This window comes from Rhodococcus sp. USK13 (genome assembly GCF_018343855.1).
GTDB classification, from domain to species: Bacteria; Actinomycetota; Actinomycetes; order Mycobacteriales; family Mycobacteriaceae; genus Rhodococcus_F; species Rhodococcus_F oxybenzonivorans.
In genome coordinates this window covers 2609599-2629226 of record NZ_CP069242.1, presented here as the reverse complement: position 1 = coordinate 2629226, position 19628 = coordinate 2609599, and the positions used below count along the sequence as shown (strand labels likewise).

Below are 19628 nucleotides of genomic sequence, written 5' to 3'. Positions count from 1 at the left end.
GGTGCTACGCCGCCCGGCACCCGAAGGTGCGTCGTTTCAACGACAGATCAGAAGGGAAAGCGCACACCATGACCTCTCTGTGGCTCGACCGCGCCGAACCGTTCAGCCTTTCCGTCGACGCCGAGCAGTCCTGGAACGAGCGCGGAAGATACGACACGGTGGTGGTGGGCGGCGGCCTGGCCGGCCTCGTCACGGGGTTGCTGCTCGCGCGTTCCGGCCAGCGGGTGGCCGTCGTGGAAGCCCGGACTCTCGGTGCCGTCACCACCGGAAACACCACGGGCAAGGTCAGTATCCTGCAAGGCACCCGGCTTGCCGAGATCGCGCGCCGGCATGCCACGCACACACTCCGCTCGTACGTCGAAGGCAATCTCGAGGGCCAGCAGTGGTTGATCCGCTACTGCCACGAACGCGACATCCCCGTCGGCATCGCACCGGACTTCACCTACGCGCAGACGTCCTCGGGCACCGAATCCGTTCAGGCACAGTACGCCGCGTGCCGCGCCGCCGGACTGTCCGCGCGACTCGTCAGCGACCTCGACATCCCGGTGCCGAATGCCGGGGCGGTCACTCTGGACGATCAGGCGTACATCGATCCGATGCCCGTACTGCAGGCACTCGCGCGAGACATCCTCTCCCACGGCGGGAACGTCTTCGAACGTCGGCGGGTGACCGGCGCACGCTCGGTGCCGAAGTCGCACGTTCTCACCACCGACCACGGCGACATTCGAGCCGACCGGGTGGTTCTGGCAACGGGTATACCGATACTCGACCGTGGCGGCTTCTTCGCGCGGCTCTCGCCGGAGCGGTCGTATGCCGCGGCATTCGACATCCCCGGCGGCGCACCCGACGCCATGTATCTGAGCGCCGATCAGCCCACGCGCTCGCTGCGCCCCGCCGCGGACGGAACGAAGCTGCTCGTCGGCGGCAACGGTCACGAAGTCGGGCGCACCGACTCGGCTCAGGGTGCCGTCGACGATCTGATCGGTTGGACGACCCAGCACTTCCCCGGCACCACCCTCACCCACCGCTGGTCGGCCCAGGACTACTCGTCACTCGACAAGCTGCCCTATGTCGGCCCGCTCGTACCGGGACAGGAGGGCATTCTCGTCGCGACCGGATTCGCCAAGTGGGGCATGACCAACGCCGTCTCCGCCGCTCTCGTACTGTCCGCACGCATTCTCGGCGGGCACATCCGCTGGGCCGACGCGTTCCACAGTTGGTCGCCCCACCAGGTGTTCGACGTGACGGCCGCCGCCAAACTCAACGGCTCCGTCGCCGTCCACCTCGCCTCGGGATGGGGCGGTGCGCTCCTCGGTCGCCGCACTGCGGACGACCCGGCACCGTCCGCCCGCGTGATCCGGGAAGGACTGGTCCCCGTCGGTGAGCACACGAAGGACGGCCACACCGAGCGCGTCTGCGTGGTGTGTCCCCACCTGGGCGGGGTGCTGAAGTGGAACGACGCCGAAGAAACCTGGGACTGCCCCCTCCACGGTTCCCGGTTCGCCTCCGACGGCAAGGTTCTGGAGGGGCCGTCGACCCACGACCTACGTCGCGTTACCTGAAAATCGAACGAAGGGAGTAGCCATGACATCGGCTGAAACACTGCGCGGCCGGAAGGTTGCCATCCTCGCCACCGACGGCGTCGAAGAAGTCGAGCTCGTCGAACCACGCAGGGCAGTCGAGGACGCCGGCGCGGAAGTACGTTTGATCTCGCTGTCCCCCGGCCGTATTCAGGCCATGAAGTCGGACGTCAACGAAGCCGGAACCTACGAGGTCGACGCCGTTGTCGGTGATGTGTCCGTGGAGGACTTCGACGCGTTGATCCTTCCCGGCGGCACCACCAACCCCGACCACCTGCGCCAGGACGAGTCGGCGGTCGGCTTCGTCCGCGACTTCGTGAACTCCGGCAGACCTGTCGGCGTCATCTGCCACGGACCCTGGACCCTGGTCGAAGCCGACGTGGTCCGCGGCCGCACACTCACGTCCTATCCGAGCGTGCGCACAGATATCCGCAATGCGGGCGGCAACGTCGTCGACGAAGAGGTCGTGGTCGACAACGGATTGGTGTCGAGCCGCAACCCCGACGACCTCCCCGCCTTCTGTTCGAAGATCGTCGAGGAGTTCGCCGAGGGTCGCCACGACCGGTGATCAGTCCATGGGCGAGTGCGGACGGGTCGCGTCGGTTGCCGGCGTGGCCCCCATCCGTGCCGTCAGCACACCCAGTCCGATCATCCCGACACCGAGCACGAAGTGCAGCCAGTTGTCGGCCGTGTTGACCGGCACGAAGTTGGCGGAACTTTCCTGATCGATCAGGAGCCCGTAGATCCACAGCACGAGATAGATCACGCCACCGCCGATGAGGAACAGGCGTGCGGTGTGTGCCGCCCGGGCCAGGACGATGCCGGCCACACCGAACAGCAGGTGCACGACGTTGTGCAGGATCGACACCTGGAAGATCCCGAGCAGCTTGGCTTCCGAGTGGTGGCCCGCACCGCTGAGGGCGTCGTAGTCGGTGGTGATTCCCGGAATGAACCCGAGTATCCCGACGAGCAAGAACACCGCACCCACGGCGAGGGCAGCGATCTGCACCGGCGAACGGGTGACAGACGCATCACGTGTACTCATAGCACTCCTTTTCTAGGCGACATCTTTGAGGCGACATCGGATGCTCACCGTTTACCCAGCGTGGAATGCCATCAACCGATTGGGCGTTCAGTCTGCGTCGGGCACGGTCACCACCACCCGCGTTCCCCTTCCGGGCGCCGAGGTCAGATCGAACGAGCCGCCGAAACTTTCTACCCGGACGATGTGTGACGCCAGCCCGATGTGGCCCTGCGCCACCCGCTTCGGAACGACGGCGGGGTCGAATCCGGCGCCGTCGTCCTCGACCGTCATGACCAACCGCCCGTGCTCGCGGGTGAGCCGCAACTCGACGGTCTTGGCCTGAGCATGCCTGCCCACGTTCGCCAGAAGTTCACTGGCCACCCGGTAGAGCAGTTCCTTCGCGGCCGGATGCCCCACCTCGTCGAGGGCCGTCCGCACCTCGAGGCCACCGCGGCGTGCATGCGCGTCGGCCAGTTCGCGCAACGCCGCGGTGAGTCCGAGTTGGGCGAGCACCTGGGGATGCAGCGTCGTCACCGTGGAGCGCAGTTGGCCGGCGGCCTCTCGTAACGCGGACTCGGCAGCGGTGAGTCTGACGTCCGGATGCCTCTCCAGGGCCTCCTCGACGTCGAGGCGGGCGGCGAGGACGTTCTGCAACGGGCCGTCGTGCACATTCTCGGCCAGCTGCCTGCGTTCACGTTGTTCGGCGTCCATCGATTCGGCGACCAACTGTTTACGGACGTCGAGCAGTGAGATGACGGTGGCCGAACGCCGGACGAGGACATAGGACAGCGCAGTGGTCGCGGCCGCGAGCCACAACAGGAAGCCGACATACAGGTACACCTCGTCCGGGAAGCCGACGGCATCGTCGCGCTTGGAGTACACGATCCAGACGGCCTGATAACCCACGGCCGTACAGAGTCCGACTATCGCCGTCAGACGGGGCCGGTACTGGAACGCCACCGAGATCGGCAGCAGGAAGAACACCGGCAGCAACACCGACGTCGCACCGCCCGAGGCGATACACAAGGCCAGCACTGCGGTGACGTCGACGGCGGTGGACGCCCACCCCGCCCACGGGCCCACCTCCCGGATGAGCACGACGGCGAGCCAGATCACGGCGACGAGTGCGTAGACGATGAGCAGACCGGTGAAAACATCCGGCTGCCAATGCGATACGTGAATCACCGGACCCAGTAACGCCATGAGCCCGATGAGCGGCAACCGGAGCAGGGCCGTGACCCGAACCGCTTCGGTGGTGTAGCGCCGGACTACGCGCCGCTCGAAGGGAGCCGGCACGTCACTCCAACAGCCCGCGTCGCATCGCCTCGGCGACGGCGGCGGCCCGATCGCTCACACCCAGCTTGTCGTACAGACGTTGTACATGCGTCTTCACCGTCGACGGAGCGAGATACAGCTCGCGGGCGATCGTGGGGATGCTCTGCCCCCGGGCGATCAACGCCAGCACCTCCCGCTCGCGGCCACTGAGTGCGGGCCCGGCCGGTTCACTGCGGCGACGAACTTCGCCTGCCAGTCCCACGGCCAGGGACGCCGGCAGCACGTCGCGGCCCTGCGCGCACTCGCGTACCGCCCGGACGATCTCGGCGCGGGTCGACTCCTTCGGCAGGAATCCCGCGGCCCCCTCCTGCAGCGCGTGATAAACGATCGCCGACTCGTCATGGGCCGACAGCAGAAGCACTCGCGTGGTCAGTTCGGCATTGCGCACCGCCGCCGCCACCTGCGCACCGTCGAGTGCGGGCATGCGGTAATCGAGCAGCGCCACATCCGGCACCAGGTCGCGGATGAGTGCGAGGGCCGCGGCACCGTCGTCGGCCTCCCCGACCACCTCGATGTCCTCGCTGGCGACGAGCGCCCGGACCACTCCGTCCCGAAAGATCGGATGGTCGTCGCCCACCACGACACGCACGATGCTCACGGCGCGGCTCGATGCGATGTGACTCCGGCGAAGCCCATTGCTCACTTTCTCACGAGACGAGGCCCGCGCGGAGCACTTCGCGGCGAAGGTGTCCCCCGATCGGTGGACCTCGAGTTCATCCCGCTCTCCGTCCTGTCGGTGGACAGACGTCGGCCCTGATCCGCGACATAGTCGATGCACACCGGAAACGGGACGCGGAAACCGAGTTCCACTCCCCCACCGAATCTTTCCCACCGAGCCCAGGAGAATCCACCATGCGTACCCCCACCCGCCGCCGCGTAGCCCTGTTTTTCGCCCTGCCCGCCACGGTACTGACCGTCGCCGGTCTCGCCGTGGCCGCAACCGGTGTCGCCACCGCCGGAACGATGCCGACGTCGGGCCCCACGATCGCGATGACGATCAGCAACGACACCGACCTGCCGATGGTCCTCGCGGGTTCGTCGAACCCCTACGGGCAGTGGATTCAAGCGCCGTCGGACTACCTCGCCCCGCACAGCAGCCAGATCGTGAAGGCATTCTCCAACGACCCGAACGGCGTCGAGGTGGACACCACCTACTCGCTACCCGGTGGTGCTCAGGCCGTGTTCCGCGCCGACAACTACAGCAACACCACCGACGTGGACGGCACTCGCGTGGACGCCGACTTCGGCCACACCTACGGCATCAGCAGCTGGATCGACTCCGGCTACCCGAACATGAACGTCGGCTACCACCTGTACGGACATCCCTGACGATCCGACCAACTACCGATCCCTATCGACCACCGAACTTTCGACGAAAGCCAGAGACCATGATCATGCACGTCGACAACACCCCCACCCCGACAGTCTCCCGAACGATGTGGACCACCGAGGAGATCAAGGCACGTCTCGAGGACATGGACATTCCGCGCACCCGCACTCGCCGCGTGTCCCGCTGGGGCAACCGCGACCGATAACCGCTGGGCCAGCGCTTGTGTCACCGCTGGGTCAGCGCTTGTGTCTGGGCTTCCAGACTACGAGTGCGTTGCTGCGGGGGATGGGAACGAGGTCACGCCGGTAGCCGGCGTGTACCTGAGCGAGTTCCTCGGCCAGCTCCCGCACCCGGTGTTGTAACGCTTCCACCTGATTGGTGAGTTCGATGATGCGCTTGATACCGGCGAGGTTGACACCCTCGTCCTGGGAGAGTCGCTGGACCTCGCGGAGTAGTGCGACGTCGCGCGGGGAGTAGCGTCGGCCGCCACCCTGGGTGCGGTGTGGGGTGACGAGGCCGAGACGGTCGTAGTTGCGCAAGGTCTGGGCGTGCATCCCCGCAAGCTCCGCCGCCACCGAGATCACGAAGATCTGGGCATCGGGGTCAACGGACGCGTCGTGTGGTTCCTGAGTTGTATCGGTCATCACGCACCTGCCCACCCGGCCCTGGGGTCGAACCCACTGGCCTTTTCGGCTTCCAGATAGGTTTTCAATGCGTCGACAGCGGGGTCGTCCAGTTTCTGCGGTACCGCAATCTTGACGGTGACCAGCAAGTCACCTGCCCCGCCGCCACGCTTGGGGACGCCTCGGCCACGGACGCGGAGGATGCGTCCGTCCGCTGTTCCCGCCGGAATCTTCACGCCGACACGCCCCTCCAAGGTGGGGACGGAGACGGTCGTACCGAGCACGAGTTCACCGTAGCTGACCGGCACCACGACGGTGAGGTCGTCGCCGTTGCGGCCGAACACCTTGTCGGGTCGCACCCGCACGGTGACGAAGAGATCGCCCGACGGCGCACCGCGCAGGCCCGCTTCCCCTTGCCCGGCCAGCCGGATCTTCTGGCCGTCACTGACACCGGCCGGAACGCGGACCGTGATGGTGCGGGTGCGGTTGGTCACCCCGTTGCCGTGGCACACCTCGCACGGAGAATCGATGATGGAGCCGGTACCGCGGCAGTCGTCACACGGTTCGCTGAAACCGAAGGCGCCCTGGTTGCGGCTGACGATCCCGGTTCCGTTGCAGCGGGGGCATACCCGCGGGCTGGTTCCCGGCTTGGCTCCGCTGCCGTGGCACGTGGTGCACGGCGATGGGCTGGTGAGGCGCAGCGGAACCGTGACACCGAGAGTGGCCTCGCGGAATTCGAGCGTCGTCTCGGTCTCCACGTCGCTTCCACGGCGCGGACGACTGGACGTGCGGGTGGCGCCGCCGCCGGCACCGCGATTGAACAGTCCTCCGAAGAGGTCACCGAGTCCGTCGGCCGCGGCACCGCCACCGCCGAACAGGTCGTTGATGTCGAAACCGCCCTGGCTGAAGCCGCCACCGGCGCCGGGGCTGAATCCACCCCGGCCGAAACCGCCGCTGGCGAACAGGCGCCGGGCTTCGTCGTACTCCTTGCGTTTGGCGGGATCCGACAGCACGGCGTGCGCCTCACTGACGGACTTGAACCGCTCCTCCGCCTTGGTGTCGCCGGGGTTCGCGTCCGGGTGGAGGTCGCGGGCGAGCTTGCGATACGCCTTCTTGATCTCGTCCGCGGACGCGTCGGACGAGACGCCCAGCTCCTTGTAGAAGTCCTTCTCGATCCACTCCCGTTGGCTCACTGGGCGTCTCCTCCTCTCGCTCTTATTCTTGTTCCGACTCGGCGGGCTGTGCAGCCTCGTCGGAGGTGTTCTCGCCGCCTTCGACGCGATCGATCACAGCTACCATCGCATGCCGCAGGACGCGGTCACCGAATTTGTAGCCCTTTCGCATCACAGTGCCCAGCACGGGATCGTGGCCGTCTCCCTCGTGCTGCACTGCCTCGTGCAGCGACGGGTCGAACGGATCGCCCTCCGCGCCGAACTCGCTCAGACCCAGAGAGGTGAGCGCGCCGGTGAGCTTGTCTGCCACAGCCTTGAGCGGCCCCGAGTCGAGGTCGCCGTGGCTGCGTGCCCGATCGAGATCGTCGAGCACACCGATGAGTTCACCGACCACCGACGCCTTGGCCGACTCGATGTCGACCTGCTTGTCACGCTGGACGCGGCGACGGTAGTTCGCGTACTCGGCCTGCAGTCGCTGCAGGTCGGCGGTGCGCTCGGCCAGCTCGTCCCTCTCGGGCGCAGCAGCCTGCTCCTGCACTTCCCCTTCGTCCACCGAGCCGGGCTGCGGAGCGGCGGCGGCGCCCGCGAGGGACTCCGCCACCGGTTCCGCTTCCCGCACCTGACCGGTCTCGGGGTCGATCTTCCGCTTGTCCACGAAAGTGACCGGTTCCTGCTCGGTGTTGTCGGACGTCACTTCTTCTCCGCGTCGGAAGGCTCGTCCACGACCTCGGCGTCGACCACGTCATCGGAGCCGTTGCTGCCGGCGCCGTCGGTGTTCGCCGCCTCTTCAGCAGCGCTCGCCTCGTAGATCGCCTGGCCCAGGGCCTGCGACTCCGTGGCCAGCTTCTCGACCGCGGCCTTGACCGCTGCGATGTCCGTGCCGGCCAGGGCGTCGTTGGCTTCCTTGATGGCAGCCTCGACCTTCTCCTTGACGTCTCCGGACACCTTGTCCTCGTTGTCCTTGATGAACTTCTCGGTCTGGTGCACCAGCGACTCGGCCTGGTTGCGAACCTCGGCCTCCTCGCGACGCGCCTTGTCTTCCTCGGCGTGCGCTTCGGCGTCCTTGATCATGCGGTCGATCTCTTCCTTGGACAGACCGGAGCCGTCCTGGATCTTGATCGTGTTTTCCTTGCCGGTGCCCTTGTCCTTCGCGGTCACGTGCACGATGCCGTTGGCATCGATGTCGAAGGTGACCTCGATCTGCGGCACGCCTCGCGGGGCGGGCGGCAGTTCGGTGAGCTCGAAGGAACCGAGGAGCTTGTTGTGCGAGGCGATCTCGCGCTCGCCCTGGAATACCTGGATCTGCACCGACGGCTGGTTGTCGTCGGCCGTGGTGAAGGTCTCGGATCGCTTGGTCGGGATGGTGGTGTTGCGCTCGATGAGCTTGGTCATCACTCCACCCTTGGTCTCGATACCGAGGGACAGCGGCGTGACGTCGAGGAGCAGCACGTCCTTGACCTCGCCCTTGAGGACACCGGCCTGCAGGGCAGCGCCCACGGCGACGACCTCGTCCGGGTTCACGCCCTTGTTGGGCTCGCGTCCGCCGGTGAGCTCGCGCACCAGGTCGGAGACGGCGGGCATGCGGGTGGAACCACCGACGAGCACGACGTGGTCGATGTCCTTGACGGCGATACCGCTGTCTTTGATGACTGCCTGGAACGGGGCGCGGGTGCGGTCGAGCAGATCGGAGGTGATCTTCTGGAATTCGCTGCGCGAGAGCTGCTCGTCGAGGAAGAGCGGGTTCTTGTCCGCGTCGACGGTGATGTAGGGCAGGTTGATCGAGGTGCTCTGCGAGGAGCTCAGCTCGATCTTCGCCTTCTCCGCCGCCTCACGCAGGCGCTGCAGCGCCATCTTGTCCTTGGTCAGATCGATGCCGTTCTGACTCTTGAACTTCTCCACGAGCCAGTCGACGATGCGCTGGTCCCAGTCGTCACCACCGAGGTGGTTGTCACCGGAGGTGGCGCGGACCTCGACGACGCCGTCGCCGATCTCGAGCAGTGAGACGTCGAAGGTGCCGCCACCGAGGTCGAACACCAGGATGGTCTGTTCCTTGTCGCCCTTGTCGAGGCCGTAGGCGAGTGCCGCGGCGGTGGGCTCGTTGACGATGCGCAGCACGTTCAGGCCGGCGATCTGGCCGGCTTCCTTCGTGGCCTGACGCTGGGCGTCTTCGAAGTAGGCGGGAACGGTGATCACGGCGTCCGTGATGTCCTCACCCAGGTATGCCTCGGCGTCACGCTTGAGCTTCATGAGCGTGCGCGCGCTGATTTCCTGAGGGGTGTACTTCTTGCCGTCGATCTCCACGTTCCAGTCGGTGCCGATGTGGCGCTTGACGGAGCGGATGGTGCGGTCGACGTTGGTGACCGCCTGGTTCTTGGCGGGCTGGCCGACCAGCACCTCACCGTTCTTGGCGAAGGCGACGATCGACGGGGTGGTGCGAGAGCCTTCGGCGTTGGCGACCACTACGGGCTCGCCGCCTTCCAGCACAGACACGACCGAGTTCGTTGTACCGAGGTCGATACCGACCGCACGAGCCATAGTGTTCCTCACTTTCGTTTTGCAGTTCCGGGGGCAGAGTATTTTCGTACCGAACTGCGATGTTGGCGCTTGGTGAGCGCCCTCGGCTCAAGTTTGCACCCGAACCGCGTCGGGAGTCAATTCGAACTTGAGTCCAGGGCACTCAAGGTTGTCAGAAGGCTCAACGGGCCGTACTCCGGATTTGTTCCCAGTCGCTGCGGACAACTTCCCGGCCGTCGACAGCACCCCGCTGTCCGGCGAACACTGGACCTGAGGGAAAGGACCCGTCATGCCAGTACTTCGAGTGGAACATTCAGTCAGCGACTACGACGCGTGGAAGAAACTATTCGACGACGATCCGATCGACCGCAAGGGCTCAGGCGTTCAGCGCTACCGCGTCGGACGGTCCGTCCACGACCCCGCTTACGTGACGATCGATCTGGAGTTCGCCACGACGGAGGAGGCAGACGGTCTGCTCGAGAAGTTGCGCGGCCTGTGGGCCGGCCCGGGTAAGGAAATGATGCGCGACCCCCGCGCCCAGGTCGTCGAGACGGTGGAGGACGTGACACTCTGAAATCTTTTGGGCGTCGGCTACAAGCGTGCGACCGAGCGAGTCGCCCCAGGACGCTCGCGACATCTCGATAGGATTCCCACCGTGACGACACCCGAACAGCCGCCACGGCGCCCGGCCCCGCCGCGGCCCGTCCCGCCCCGTCCGGAGTTCGCGGTTACGCCCCTGCGCACCGCGCCGACCGACTCCACCCCGAAGGCAGTGACGGTCTCACTGACCGCGTGGATAGGTTCGTTCGTCGTTCTCGCCGGCATCGCGGGTGCCGTGGCTCTGGACCTTCGCGCCGTGCGTGATGCACTAGAGGCCTCGGTGGCCGCGGAGAATCCCGCTGACTCCGCACAGGACATCACCGACACCGTGAACTTCACGCTGATTGTCAGCGGCGCCATCGCGGTCGTGCTGGTTCTCCTGGCACTCCTCGGCATACAGCTCCTACGGGCCCGAAAAATGGCGGGCCTCGTCACGCTGGTGGTGATCGGTCTCCTCAGCGCGGCCGGTGGCGTCGGATTCTGGACCCTTCTGTCGGACGCCGGCGACGCCACGGCCGGGGTGTTGCAGTGGGCGCCGCTGGCCTACAGCGCACTGGTCGCCGTCGGCGTCGTCGCCCTGTTCGCGCCCGGCGTGTCCGCGTGGTTGCACCGACGCCCCTGATCGGGCTCAGGCCTGGCACGAATCCGTGCTGCCCGCGAACTCGGGATCGGGGTCGTATTCCTTGTTCGACGTGCCGGAGTACTCGGGATCGGGGTCGTACTCGTCATTGGTCGTCCCGGTGAAGTCCGGATCCGGGTCGTACTCGTCATTGCTGGTTCCCTCGTAAGAGGAGTTGCACGCGGGAGCTGCTGCCGCCACCTGTGTGACGGATGCGGCGCCGAAGAAGAGTGCCGCCGCCGCCAGGGCAGTGAGCGTGGTACGGAACATGATTGGGACCTTTCAGAGATGACCGAGTGAGGTAACCGAGCGAGGTGAACCGGGCAGCGCGGGCCGATCGAACGAGAAGACGCGGCATCACAGCAGAACGAGACGGGCAGGCGGCGACGTACACCGGATCTGTGGGGGCGGCCAGTGCGCGGGCTCCTCGGTGCCCCACCCCGGATATTGCACACCGGAAGCGTGAAAGCCGTGTACGTGACCGTTCATATGGCGCACTTCCCACACCTCGGTGGAGACCGGCTCCACAACCTCGTCGACTCGTCCCAAGTCCATCGACCGTTCGTTGGCCCGACTCGAGTTGGTGATGTCGAAGTGGCGCGTCACCGAGGGGATACCCAATTTCTGACGGAAAAACAGTTGTCGGCGAACTTCTTTTCCGCGACGGGCACTGTGTGCCACCGTGGACCTCGACGCCCGGCTTCGCCTCACTGCCGAACGGGTCCGCGTCACCGAGGAACCGGCCGCCTTCGGTGGGACGAATATCACCGGACATCCTGTCCCCCAGCAGATGTCGTCGGTACCGAGGTGTTGCCGCGACACGGTCGATCGCCTCACCCTCAACGCACCGGCCCCACGACTACGCAGTGGCCGCGGCTCCGATGTCGGCAGAAGTTTCATGGTTGAAATCCTGCGCTGCAGCCGGTGTCGGCACATCCAGGAAGGCACCCAACTTCGACCCCGAGAAACACCCCGAGACTGCCCTGCCTAACAAGGACCGTTTCTGACCGCAATACCGCCTATCGTTCTTTTCATGACCACTTCGGAGAAGCCCTCGATCACCGGCGAATGCGCGGACATCCTGCAGATCCTGCAGGAGCAGCGAGCCACGTTACTCATCACCGTGCGCGGCATCGACGACGCACAGGCACGTCAGCGCTCCACCGTCAGCGACCTGACACTCGGCGGGCTGATCAAGCACGTGTCCCACACCGAAAAGCACTGGGTCGAAACCATTCTCGAACCTGACGAGAACGCGGAGTTCGACATGGAATCGGCGATGGAGCTGTACTACATGCGAGAGGACGAAACCCTCGAGGGGCTTCTGGCCGATTATGCCGAGGTGGCCCGCGCGACGGAGACCGCGCTGGCGGGCCTGAGCGACCTGGACGTACTCATCCCGCTCCCCACCGCGCCGTGGGCACCTGAGCGGCAGTGGTGGACAATCCGCCGGACCCTGCTCCACATCATTCGGGAGACCGGCCACCACTCGGGTCACGCCGACATCATTCGCGAATCCCTCGACGGTGCCAACACGACGAAGACGATGGGCACCGACGCCGGTATGGAGTTCTGAGAGGTCGACGCATCACCCATCGTCCCTCGACGCCGGGATACCGTGAGGAGATGCCCTCGAAGCAGCGCGTTCGGGGTACTCGGTCGTTCGGCAGGAGGGAAGGAATGCTCGATGGCGGTGCGTGACGAGGAAAGCGCGCTGCGAGCGCCTGCCGGGAGCAGGGTACGTAAAACCCGGACGAGGCTGGCAGACGGGCGCGAGCTCATCTACTTCGACGACTCGGAGCCGTACGTTTCCGGTGCGGCCACCCGTGAACTGGTCGATTCCAGGCCTCTTCCACCCGCCGTCTCGCAGTCGCAGATGCGTTTCGACGTCCTCACGGGTGAATGGGTTGTCATCGCGGCGCAGCGAATGGATCGCACGTTCCTCCCACCTGCCGACGCGTCACCACTCGCCCCGAGCCGGCCCGGTAAGCCGCCCACCGAAATACCCGCCGACAACTACGACGTCGTCGTCTTCGAGAACCGCTTTCCTGCCTTGGCGACCGTTGCAGAGGAACAGCACCTTCCCGGGTGCGTCGATGAGGAACCACTGTGGCCGCTGGCCCCGGCGACGGGCCGATGCGAGGTGGTCTGCTTCAGCAGCGACCCCGACGCCCGGTTCTCGTCCTTGGGCCCCGGCCGGGTCCGCACCGTGATCGACGTCTGGGCCGACCGCACCGCCGAACTGTCTGCGCTGCCCGGGATCCGCCAGGTGTTCTGCTTCGAGAACCGCGGTAGGGAGATCGGGGTGACGCTGACCCACCCTCATGGGCAGATCTACGCCTACCCGTTCCTGCCGGCGCGCACCGCCATCCTGATCCAGCGGTCGCGCGCACACGTCGAGCGGACGGGCAAGCTGTTGCTGTCGGACGTGCTCGACGCGGAAAAACGCGCGGGTCGGCGGATCGTCCTCACCGCCGAACATTGGACGGCCTATGTGCCCGCCGCCTCCCGGTGGCCGCTGGAAGTGCACCTCGCGCCACACAGCGACGTCCGAGACCTCGCCGAACTCGACGACGCCCAACGTGACGAACTCGCGCTCGTCTACCTCGAACTGCTGCGGCGGGTCGACCGCTTCTTCGACGGCGTCGACGCCGTCCCCTACATCGCCGCATGGCATCAGGCGCCGGTGGGCGATGATCGCCCCTTCGGGCGCCTGTACCTCCAGCTGTACTCGATGATGCGGTCGCCGGGCCGGATGAAGTACCTGGCGGGTTCCGAGTCGAGCATGGGCGCCTGGATCAATGACACCACCCCGGAACGCATCGCCGACCGCCTGCGCGAGGTGGCCTCGTGACGGCACCCTCTCGGGTGGAACCCGCCGACGCCTACACCGTCGCTGCGGGCGCGGAAGCCTTGTTCCGCAGCACCTTCGGTGAAGCCGCTGACGGCGTGTGGGCCGCACCCGGGCGAGTCAACCTCATCGGCGAGCACGTCGACTACGCGGGCGGGCTCGTACTTCCGTTCGCACTCCCGTACGTCACGGTGGTGGCCGCCCGCATCCGGAACGACGACCGGATGCGCTGCGTCTCCACCCACACGACAGACAGGTGGCAGGGTGCAGTGTCCGAGGTGGTGCCGGGACGTCCGTCCGGGTGGGCCGCCTACCTGGCGGGTGTGCTCTGGGCGCTACGAGATTCGGGCATCGCGCCGGCAGGAAGAGGCTTCGACATCGCGGTGCACTCCACGGTTCCCGTCGGTTCAGGGCTGTCGAGTTCGGCGGCGCTGGAATGCGCGTTCGCGCTCGCCGTCGCCGACTCGCTCGGGCTGCCCACGAACACGGACGGACGCCGGACGCTGATCGACGCGTGCATCCGCGCGGAGAACGAGATCGTCGGGGCCGCGACCGGTGGAATGGATCAGTCGGTCGCGATGCTCGCCCGCCTCGGGCATGCCCTGCTGCTGGATTGCCGCAGCGGCGACAGCCGCCTCGTTCCCCTCGACTTCGCGTCGGCGGGCGCCCAACTCCTGGTGATGGATACCAACGCTCCGCACAGACTGGCCGACGGGCAGTACGGCGCGCGGCGGGCGACGATCGAGCGGGCATGCGCGAACCTGGGTGTGGACACGCTGCGAGACATTCGCGACGTGAACGGCGCACTCGCCGCGCTGACGGTGCCACAGTCGGTGCCGCGGGTGCGGCACGTTCTCGCCGAAATTCGGCGCGTCGTCGAGGTGACCGATCTGCTGGCGCAGAACCGTATCTCCGACATCGGGGACGTCCTGACCCGTTCCCATCGCTCGTTGCGGGACGACTACGAGGTCAGCTCCGTCGAACTGGACTGCGCCCTCGAGGCCGCCCTCGAGGCCGGAGCGTGGGGAGCGCGAATGACGGGGGGCGGTTTCGGCGGCTCGGCCATCGCCCTCGTTCCGCTCGACCGGGTCGAAGACGTGGTCGCACACGTACTCCACAGGGCCGCATCCGCGGCGTTGCCCACCCCGCAGTTCCTGTCCGCCACGCCGTCGTCCGCGGCGCGCCGACTCTGAGACGGGATGGTGCGAGTCCTTTCGCCAGCGGCGGTACGAGCAGTGTCGCTAACGTGGGTAGTCCGGTGACGCCCACGTGCGGGTATCGGACTCGCGACAAGGAGGGCATTGTGAACGATGCCGATTCGACCAGGCAGAAGCAGATCGTCGGCGCCCTCGTCGAGGCGTTCGCCGATCTCATGGAGGCGGACCCGAGCGCTTTCCGTACCAAGTTCCGGAAGATGGCGGCCAACCCGTTCGCCTTCTACCGGGGCAGTGCCTGCCTGTTCTACAACGACATCCGGGACTTCGACGACCCCTGGGCAGATGACCGCACCAGCAGGGTGTGGATCCACGGCGACCTGCACCTGGAGAACTTCGGAACCTACATGAACTCGGAGGGCACCCTGGTCTTCGACGTCAACGACTTCGACGAGGCCTACGTCGGGCACTTCAGCTGGGACCTTCGGCGCTTCGTGGCCAGCCTCGCGCTGATGGGCTGGCAGAAGGCTCTGCCCGAGAGTGATGTCCGAGCACTGGCAGAGACCTATCTGCGTACGTACGTCGAACAGGTCATGCATTACGTACAGCAGGAGGCGGACGACGCGTACGCGCTGCGGCTGGACAACTCCCGCGGCAGCATCCACGACCTTCTCCTGCAGGCCCGCCTCGCCACCCGTGTCAGCCTCCTCGACTCGGTCACGGTGCTCGACGATTACGACCGGCACTTCCGCCGCGGTCGCGGGGTCCGGGAACTGGACGAGAACGAACGCGACACCGTGTGCGAGTCGCTGGACGCCTACATCGAACGAGTGCCCCCCAACAAGAGGTCGGAGCGACCGGTTTTCTATCGCATCAAAGATGTGGTGGGGCGCAAGGGGTTCGGAATCGGCAGCGCTGGACTTCCGGCGTACAACGTGCTCATCGAGGGCGCAACCCAGGCACTGGAGAACGACATCGTGCTGTCCATCAAACAGGGCAATGTCGCGGCCCCGAGCCGCATCGTCGACGAGCCGGCCGTCCGCAACTATTTCGAGCACGAGGGTCACCGCACCGTGGTGAGCCAGCGCGCCCTGCAGGTCCACACCGATCCCCTGCTCGGCTACACCGAGATCGGGGACACCGGATTCGTGGTCGCCGAACTGTCACCGTACGAACTGGACCTCGACTGGTCCGACCTCACCGAACCGGAGGAGATCGCCCCCGTGCTCGAAGACCTGGGCCGGGCGACCGCGAAGGTTCACTGCGTCTCCGACGAGGACAGTGATCAGACCCTGGTCACATTTCAGACCGAAGACGCCATCCATGGTGTGATCGAGGGTCGGCTCGACCAGTTCGTCGAGGAGATCATCGACTTCGGCCTCGCGTATGCGGAGGTGAGCCGCAAGGATCACCAGCTGTTCGTGGAGGCATTCCGGGAAGGCGAAATCGCGGGCGTCTCGGCAACCTGACGCGCTACAGAAGTACCGAGTTCAGCTCTTCCAGGACGCCTTCCGCGCTTCGTGCGGCAACGGTGCACGCCCGGGCGGTGAACTGGTCCAACAACGGGTGACGAGCGCGTTCCCGCCATTTCCGGACGGCGGCGAGTGCCCTCATCCGCTGCAACTCCACCGCGTCGTCACCGTCGGTCCCGAGCCGCTCGGAGATCGAGATCCCGAATCCGCCGATCAGTCGCTGCAGCTCGGCCAGGTCGTCGGGGGGTAGCCCCACCTCGGTGGACCGCAGGCGCCCGAGGAGCCGCAGTTCCTGGAACCCGTGCACATCGGACAGCAGACGCTCGGCAGCCAGCAGGATCCCGCCTGCGCCCTGCACCGGATGGGCGGTGAGCACCCGCTTCAACGCAACCAGCGCGGAGTGTGTCTTCAACTGGTCGGCACGCTGCCCGAACTGGATGTCGATGACCTGACGCAACTCGTCGAGCCCACTACGCTCCACCAGTTCAGCGGCCAGCGTCGGCGAGTCCCGGGTGCCCAGCCGAATCAACGTGACGGCCATTCGAATGCCGAACAGCCCGAACCGGTCGGCCAGCTGCGCCCGCATCCGAGCATCGACGGGCAGCGGGCTGTCTTCCCGGGCGAAACGGTCGGCCGACAGCATGGCCATGTTCAGGTCGTCCACCGACACCTCGGCCAGGTGCTGGAATGCGGCGAACTCGGCCTGCCGCATCGTACGGGCACCCAAGGCCAGCAGACCTGCGACGGGAACCACCGCCTGGCACAGCCCGGTGCGTTCGAGCTCGCCCGCGAACCGGGACGCCACTTCCTTCGCCGACATCATGGCGTCGAGGCGTCCCGCCCCTACCTCGTCGGCCCGGGACACGACACCGACGACACCGAGCGGACCCGACTCGTCCCCCACGTGGTCCCCGATCTGGCCGAGGAACTGCACATCCGTCGCGTTCAGGGTGCGCAGAAGGTAGACGACGGCGTCGGCACCGGAAGCCTCGTTGTCGGGGGTGAGCATCTCGAGGGTGCGCGCCGACACGTCCCGCGACAGCGAGGAGGTGCCGGGCGTGTCGATGATGGTGGTGTGGGCCAGCGCCGACGAGGGCCACTCCACATCGAGTCGGTCCACCTGCGCGGCGGTCAGATGCCCGAGGTCGAAAGTCAGATGTCCGTCCCGGCGCAACACCGGAACGTTCGCCGAGGCCAACGCGCCGTCGGGGCCGTCCGCCTGGTACCAGGCGGTGACGGCGGGCGTCGACCCGCTGCGATACCAGGTGACGACACGGGTGCACTCCGTCGCATCCGTGGGGGCGATGTCTTGGCCCACCAGCGAATTGAGCAACGTGGACTTACCGGCTTTCAGAGAACCCGCCAGCGCTACCCGCAGTGGTTGTTCGAGGCGGCGAGCGCATTCGGTGAGCTGATCGCGAATCTCGGGCCGGCCGGCGTAGAGCTGCCTGGCCGACGCGATCAGCCTGCGGGCCTCCGGAAGTGGCGCTGCGGTCATGCCGTGATCGCTCCGGCGTCGCCGACGACGAGCTGGGCTGCCCGCTCCTTCAGTTCGGAGGCGATGTGCAGATCCTTCTCGAGTTGCGCGATCCGGCGCGTGCGCTCGGTGGACTCGAGGTTGGCCGCCTCCTGCGCGGCACGCAACGAATCGTTGATCGAGCGCAATGCCTGCTCGGCGATGCCTGTGAAGTGATCGCGCAGCAACCGCTGGATCGAGCGGAGCCGGTCTTTCGACTCCTTGCCCACCTGGAAGCTGGCGTCGTCCGCGAACCGGCGGATGGCCGCCTTCGCCTCGCCCCGCCGCTTGAGGACCCGGCTCTCCTTGTCCTCTCGATACGCTTTGGTACCGAGAAGGACGCCGGCCCCGATCGAGATCGGGTTGACCAGCGCCATGCCCATCATGGTGGTGATGAGCCCGAACATCAGCACACCACCGTACGAGCCGCGCATACCGACGAGCACCTTCTGGGTGATGCCGATCCGCCCCGACTCGAGATCTGCGAGCGAAGCGACGGGCTCGAGGACCCCGTCGACGTTCGCGATGTCGAGGTGCGGAAGCTCCACGGCACCGGTTTCGGCGAAGTGTTGAGCCACCACCTCGGCGAGCCACAGCGCGCGGTCGTGCGCCCACACGAAGTTGTCACCGATAGCGGTGGCGAACTCCTGCTCGAGCCACTGCCCCAACGCGTCCCAGTCCTTGCCCGGGTCGCCCTGGTCGACGGTTTCCTCGGCTTCCCGCGTCACGCGGCGCAGCCGGTCGCGGAGATCGTGATCGATATCCGCGGCCAGGTCGGCGATACCGTCGCCGAGGGTCTGCTGCCACAGCGACGTCCGCTTGTGCAGATCTTCCGCCGCGGCCTTCGCCTTCTGTAGCTCGGCGACGGCAGCGACACCCTTGGCCGGATCACGAAGAGCGGCAAGCTCACTGCCGATTCCCAGGGTCAGATGCTCGGCCACCGAGGACACGTCGAGCGACACCGCGCGGCGCGTGTTCGACTCCGCGCGGGCCACCACCCGATCGCGGAGGAAGGCGTAGAGCTCGACGAAGCCCGATTCGGTGTTGAGCTCCTCGTCCTGCAGCCGCAGCGCGTGGGATCGGAGGAGTGAGGAAATGGGAATCAGCGGTACGTCGAGGCCGGCGCGCGCGAGGTGCCCTCGATCAGCCTCGACGATGTCCCGCCAATGGGGATACAGGTCTGTCTTGCTGATCAGGCAGGCCACCGACGGGCACAGGCTCGTGACCTGCCTGATGAACCCGAGCTCCGGTTCGGTGAACTCCTGGCTCGCGTCGGAGAGAACGAAGACGGCGTCGGAGGCGGGAATCAGTCCGAGCGTGCTCGCGGCATGTGGGTTGCCCGCGCCGCCCACGCCGGGAGTATCGACCAGGACCAAGCCGTCCGCCAGCAGGGGACTCGGCACGTTGACCTCGACCCGCAGTACCTCCCGACCCCCGGCCCGGGGTGAGGCGGGCGTAATGCCGGTCAGCTCCTCGAGAGGCAGCGGGACCCGAATCGGATCTGCGCCGGGATCGGCGAGGACGAGTTCCGCCGATGCAGTCTCCGCATTCTGCACGAGGGTGGGAATAGCGGTGGTCTCGTCGTCACCGACCGAGCACACGGTCAGGTTGAGCAGTGAATTCACGAACTGGCTCTTGCCCTGCTTGAGCGGGCCGACCACCACGATGCGCATCCGCGGATCGAGGACGCGGTTCCGGGCCTGGTCCAGCCGCTGCGCCAGATCTCCGCGTCCGAACCGCCGCGCGACGTCCAGAGTCTGCTCCAGCAGAGCGGTCATGGATTGCGCAGAAGTGGCGCCGTGCTCGGCGGTTGCACTGCGCTCGGCGGCACTGTGCTT

At 66.5% G+C, this 19628-nt stretch carries 21 protein-coding genes; 10 read left to right on the top strand and 11 right to left on the bottom strand.

Features of this window, described 5'->3' with window-relative positions; genetic code table 11:
* Nucleotides 1-68: 68 nt before the first annotated feature.
* Nucleotides 69-1562, top strand: coding sequence for an FAD-dependent oxidoreductase (locus JQT59_RS14670; RefSeq protein WP_213576744.1), 1494 nt, complete (start codon nt 69-71; stop codon nt 1560-1562).
* Between the two features lie 22 nt (nt 1563-1584).
* Nucleotides 1585-2148 carry a type 1 glutamine amidotransferase domain-containing protein gene (locus tag JQT59_RS14665; protein WP_109332788.1) on the top strand — a complete coding sequence of 188 codons (564 nt, stop codon included), beginning with the start codon at nt 1585-1587 and terminating at the stop codon, nt 2146-2148.
* Here the strand turns inward: JQT59_RS14665 and JQT59_RS14660 are convergent, their stop codons facing one another.
* From JQT59_RS14660 to JQT59_RS14650, 3 genes are all read right to left on the bottom strand, one after another.
* Nucleotides 2149-2625: a DUF4383 domain-containing protein gene (locus JQT59_RS14660; protein ID WP_109332789.1), complete on the bottom strand. Its 477-nt coding sequence runs from the start codon at nt 2623-2625 to the stop codon at nt 2149-2151. It abuts the gene before it with no gap.
* A gap of 87 nt (nt 2626-2712) precedes the next feature.
* Nucleotides 2713-3900: a sensor histidine kinase gene (locus JQT59_RS14655; RefSeq protein ID WP_213576743.1), complete on the bottom strand. Its 1188-nt coding sequence runs from the start codon at nt 3898-3900 to the stop codon at nt 2713-2715.
* 1 nt (nt 3901) lies between these two features.
* Complete coding sequence (locus tag JQT59_RS14650) at nt 3902-4537, bottom strand: response regulator (RefSeq protein ID WP_213576742.1); 636 nt, start codon at nt 4535-4537, stop codon at nt 3902-3904.
* A 254-nt stretch (nt 4538-4791) separates the two neighbouring features.
* Here JQT59_RS14650 and JQT59_RS14645 point away from each other — a divergent pair, with 254 nt between their 5' ends.
* Both JQT59_RS14645 and JQT59_RS14640 read left to right on the top strand, forming a co-directional pair.
* Nucleotides 4792-5268 carry a hypothetical protein gene (locus JQT59_RS14645; RefSeq protein ID WP_213576741.1) on the top strand — a complete coding sequence of 159 codons (477 nt, stop codon included), beginning with the start codon at nt 4792-4794 and terminating at the stop codon, nt 5266-5268.
* 59 nt (nt 5269-5327) lie between these two features.
* Complete coding sequence (locus tag JQT59_RS14640; RefSeq protein WP_213576740.1) at nt 5328-5474, top strand: hypothetical protein; 147 nt, start codon at nt 5328-5330, stop codon at nt 5472-5474.
* A 31-nt stretch (nt 5475-5505) separates the two neighbouring features.
* On the opposite strand, the gene JQT59_RS14635 is transcribed toward JQT59_RS14640, so the two are convergent.
* From JQT59_RS14635 to dnaK, 4 genes are read right to left on the bottom strand one after another with little or no spacing between them, the layout of a single operon-like run.
* Nucleotides 5506-5913: a heat shock protein transcriptional repressor HspR gene (locus JQT59_RS14635; RefSeq protein ID WP_109332794.1), complete on the bottom strand. Its 408-nt coding sequence runs from the start codon at nt 5911-5913 to the stop codon at nt 5506-5508.
* Complete coding sequence (dnaJ, locus tag JQT59_RS14630) at nt 5913-7085, bottom strand: molecular chaperone DnaJ (RefSeq protein WP_109332797.1); 1173 nt, start codon at nt 7083-7085, stop codon at nt 5913-5915. Before dnaJ ends, JQT59_RS14635 begins: the two co-directional genes overlap by 1 nt.
* A gap of 22 nt (nt 7086-7107) precedes the next feature.
* Nucleotides 7108-7758: a nucleotide exchange factor GrpE gene (gene grpE, locus JQT59_RS14625; RefSeq protein WP_213576739.1), complete on the bottom strand. Its 651-nt coding sequence runs from the start codon at nt 7756-7758 to the stop codon at nt 7108-7110.
* Entirely contained in the window at nt 7755-9599 is a 1845-nt protein-coding gene (gene dnaK / locus JQT59_RS14620; RefSeq protein ID WP_213576738.1) for a molecular chaperone DnaK, read from the bottom strand. The genes grpE and dnaK overlap by 4 nt, the downstream gene beginning before the upstream one ends.
* A gap of 268 nt (nt 9600-9867) precedes the next feature.
* Between dnaK and JQT59_RS14615 the strand changes: the two genes are divergently transcribed.
* Entirely contained in the window at nt 9868-10152 is a 285-nt protein-coding gene (locus tag JQT59_RS14615; protein WP_213576737.1) for a hypothetical protein, read from the top strand.
* 81 nt (nt 10153-10233) lie between these two features.
* On the top strand, nt 10234-10800 hold the full coding sequence (locus JQT59_RS14610) for a hypothetical protein (RefSeq protein ID WP_213576736.1): 567 nt from the start codon (nt 10234-10236) through the stop codon (nt 10798-10800).
* A 6-nt stretch (nt 10801-10806) separates the two neighbouring features.
* Here JQT59_RS14610 and JQT59_RS14605 read toward each other — a convergent pair whose 3' ends face one another.
* Together JQT59_RS14605 and JQT59_RS14600 are read right to left on the bottom strand one after the other, a co-directional pair.
* A complete protein-coding gene (locus JQT59_RS14605; RefSeq protein WP_213576735.1) occupies nt 10807-11067 on the bottom strand; it encodes a hypothetical protein in 261 nt (86 codons plus the stop codon).
* Between the two features lie 87 nt (nt 11068-11154).
* Nucleotides 11155-11478, bottom strand: coding sequence for a cupredoxin domain-containing protein (locus tag JQT59_RS14600; RefSeq protein ID WP_213576734.1), 324 nt, complete (start codon nt 11476-11478; stop codon nt 11155-11157).
* A gap of 352 nt (nt 11479-11830) precedes the next feature.
* Between JQT59_RS14600 and JQT59_RS14595 the strand changes: the two genes are divergently transcribed.
* The 4 genes from JQT59_RS14595 (at nt 11831) to JQT59_RS14580 (ending at nt 16271) form a co-directional block, all read left to right on the top strand.
* On the top strand, nt 11831-12373 hold the full coding sequence (locus JQT59_RS14595) for a DinB family protein (protein WP_213576733.1): 543 nt from the start codon (nt 11831-11833) through the stop codon (nt 12371-12373).
* A gap of 111 nt (nt 12374-12484) precedes the next feature.
* Entirely contained in the window at nt 12485-13651 is a 1167-nt protein-coding gene (gene galT, locus JQT59_RS14590) for a galactose-1-phosphate uridylyltransferase (RefSeq protein WP_213576732.1), read from the top strand.
* Nucleotides 13648-14841 carry a galactokinase gene (gene galK, locus JQT59_RS14585; protein WP_213576731.1) on the top strand — a complete coding sequence of 398 codons (1194 nt, stop codon included), beginning with the start codon at nt 13648-13650 and terminating at the stop codon, nt 14839-14841. Before galT ends, galK begins: the two co-directional genes overlap by 4 nt.
* A gap of 110 nt (nt 14842-14951) precedes the next feature.
* Nucleotides 14952-16271: a DUF2252 domain-containing protein gene (locus JQT59_RS14580; RefSeq protein WP_208960713.1), complete on the top strand. Its 1320-nt coding sequence runs from the start codon at nt 14952-14954 to the stop codon at nt 16269-16271.
* A 4-nt stretch (nt 16272-16275) separates the two neighbouring features.
* On the opposite strand, the gene JQT59_RS14575 is transcribed toward JQT59_RS14580, so the two are convergent.
* The gene (locus JQT59_RS14575; protein ID WP_213576730.1) at nt 16276-17772 is read right to left on the bottom strand and encodes a dynamin family protein; all 1497 of its coding nucleotides are present in this window, start codon (nt 17770-17772) and stop codon (nt 16276-16278) included.
* Nucleotides 17769-19568 carry a dynamin family protein gene (locus JQT59_RS14570; protein WP_213577756.1) on the bottom strand — a complete coding sequence of 600 codons (1800 nt, stop codon included), beginning with the start codon at nt 19566-19568 and terminating at the stop codon, nt 17769-17771. Before JQT59_RS14570 ends, JQT59_RS14575 begins: the two co-directional genes overlap by 4 nt.
* Nucleotides 19569-19628: the final 60 nt, after the last annotated feature.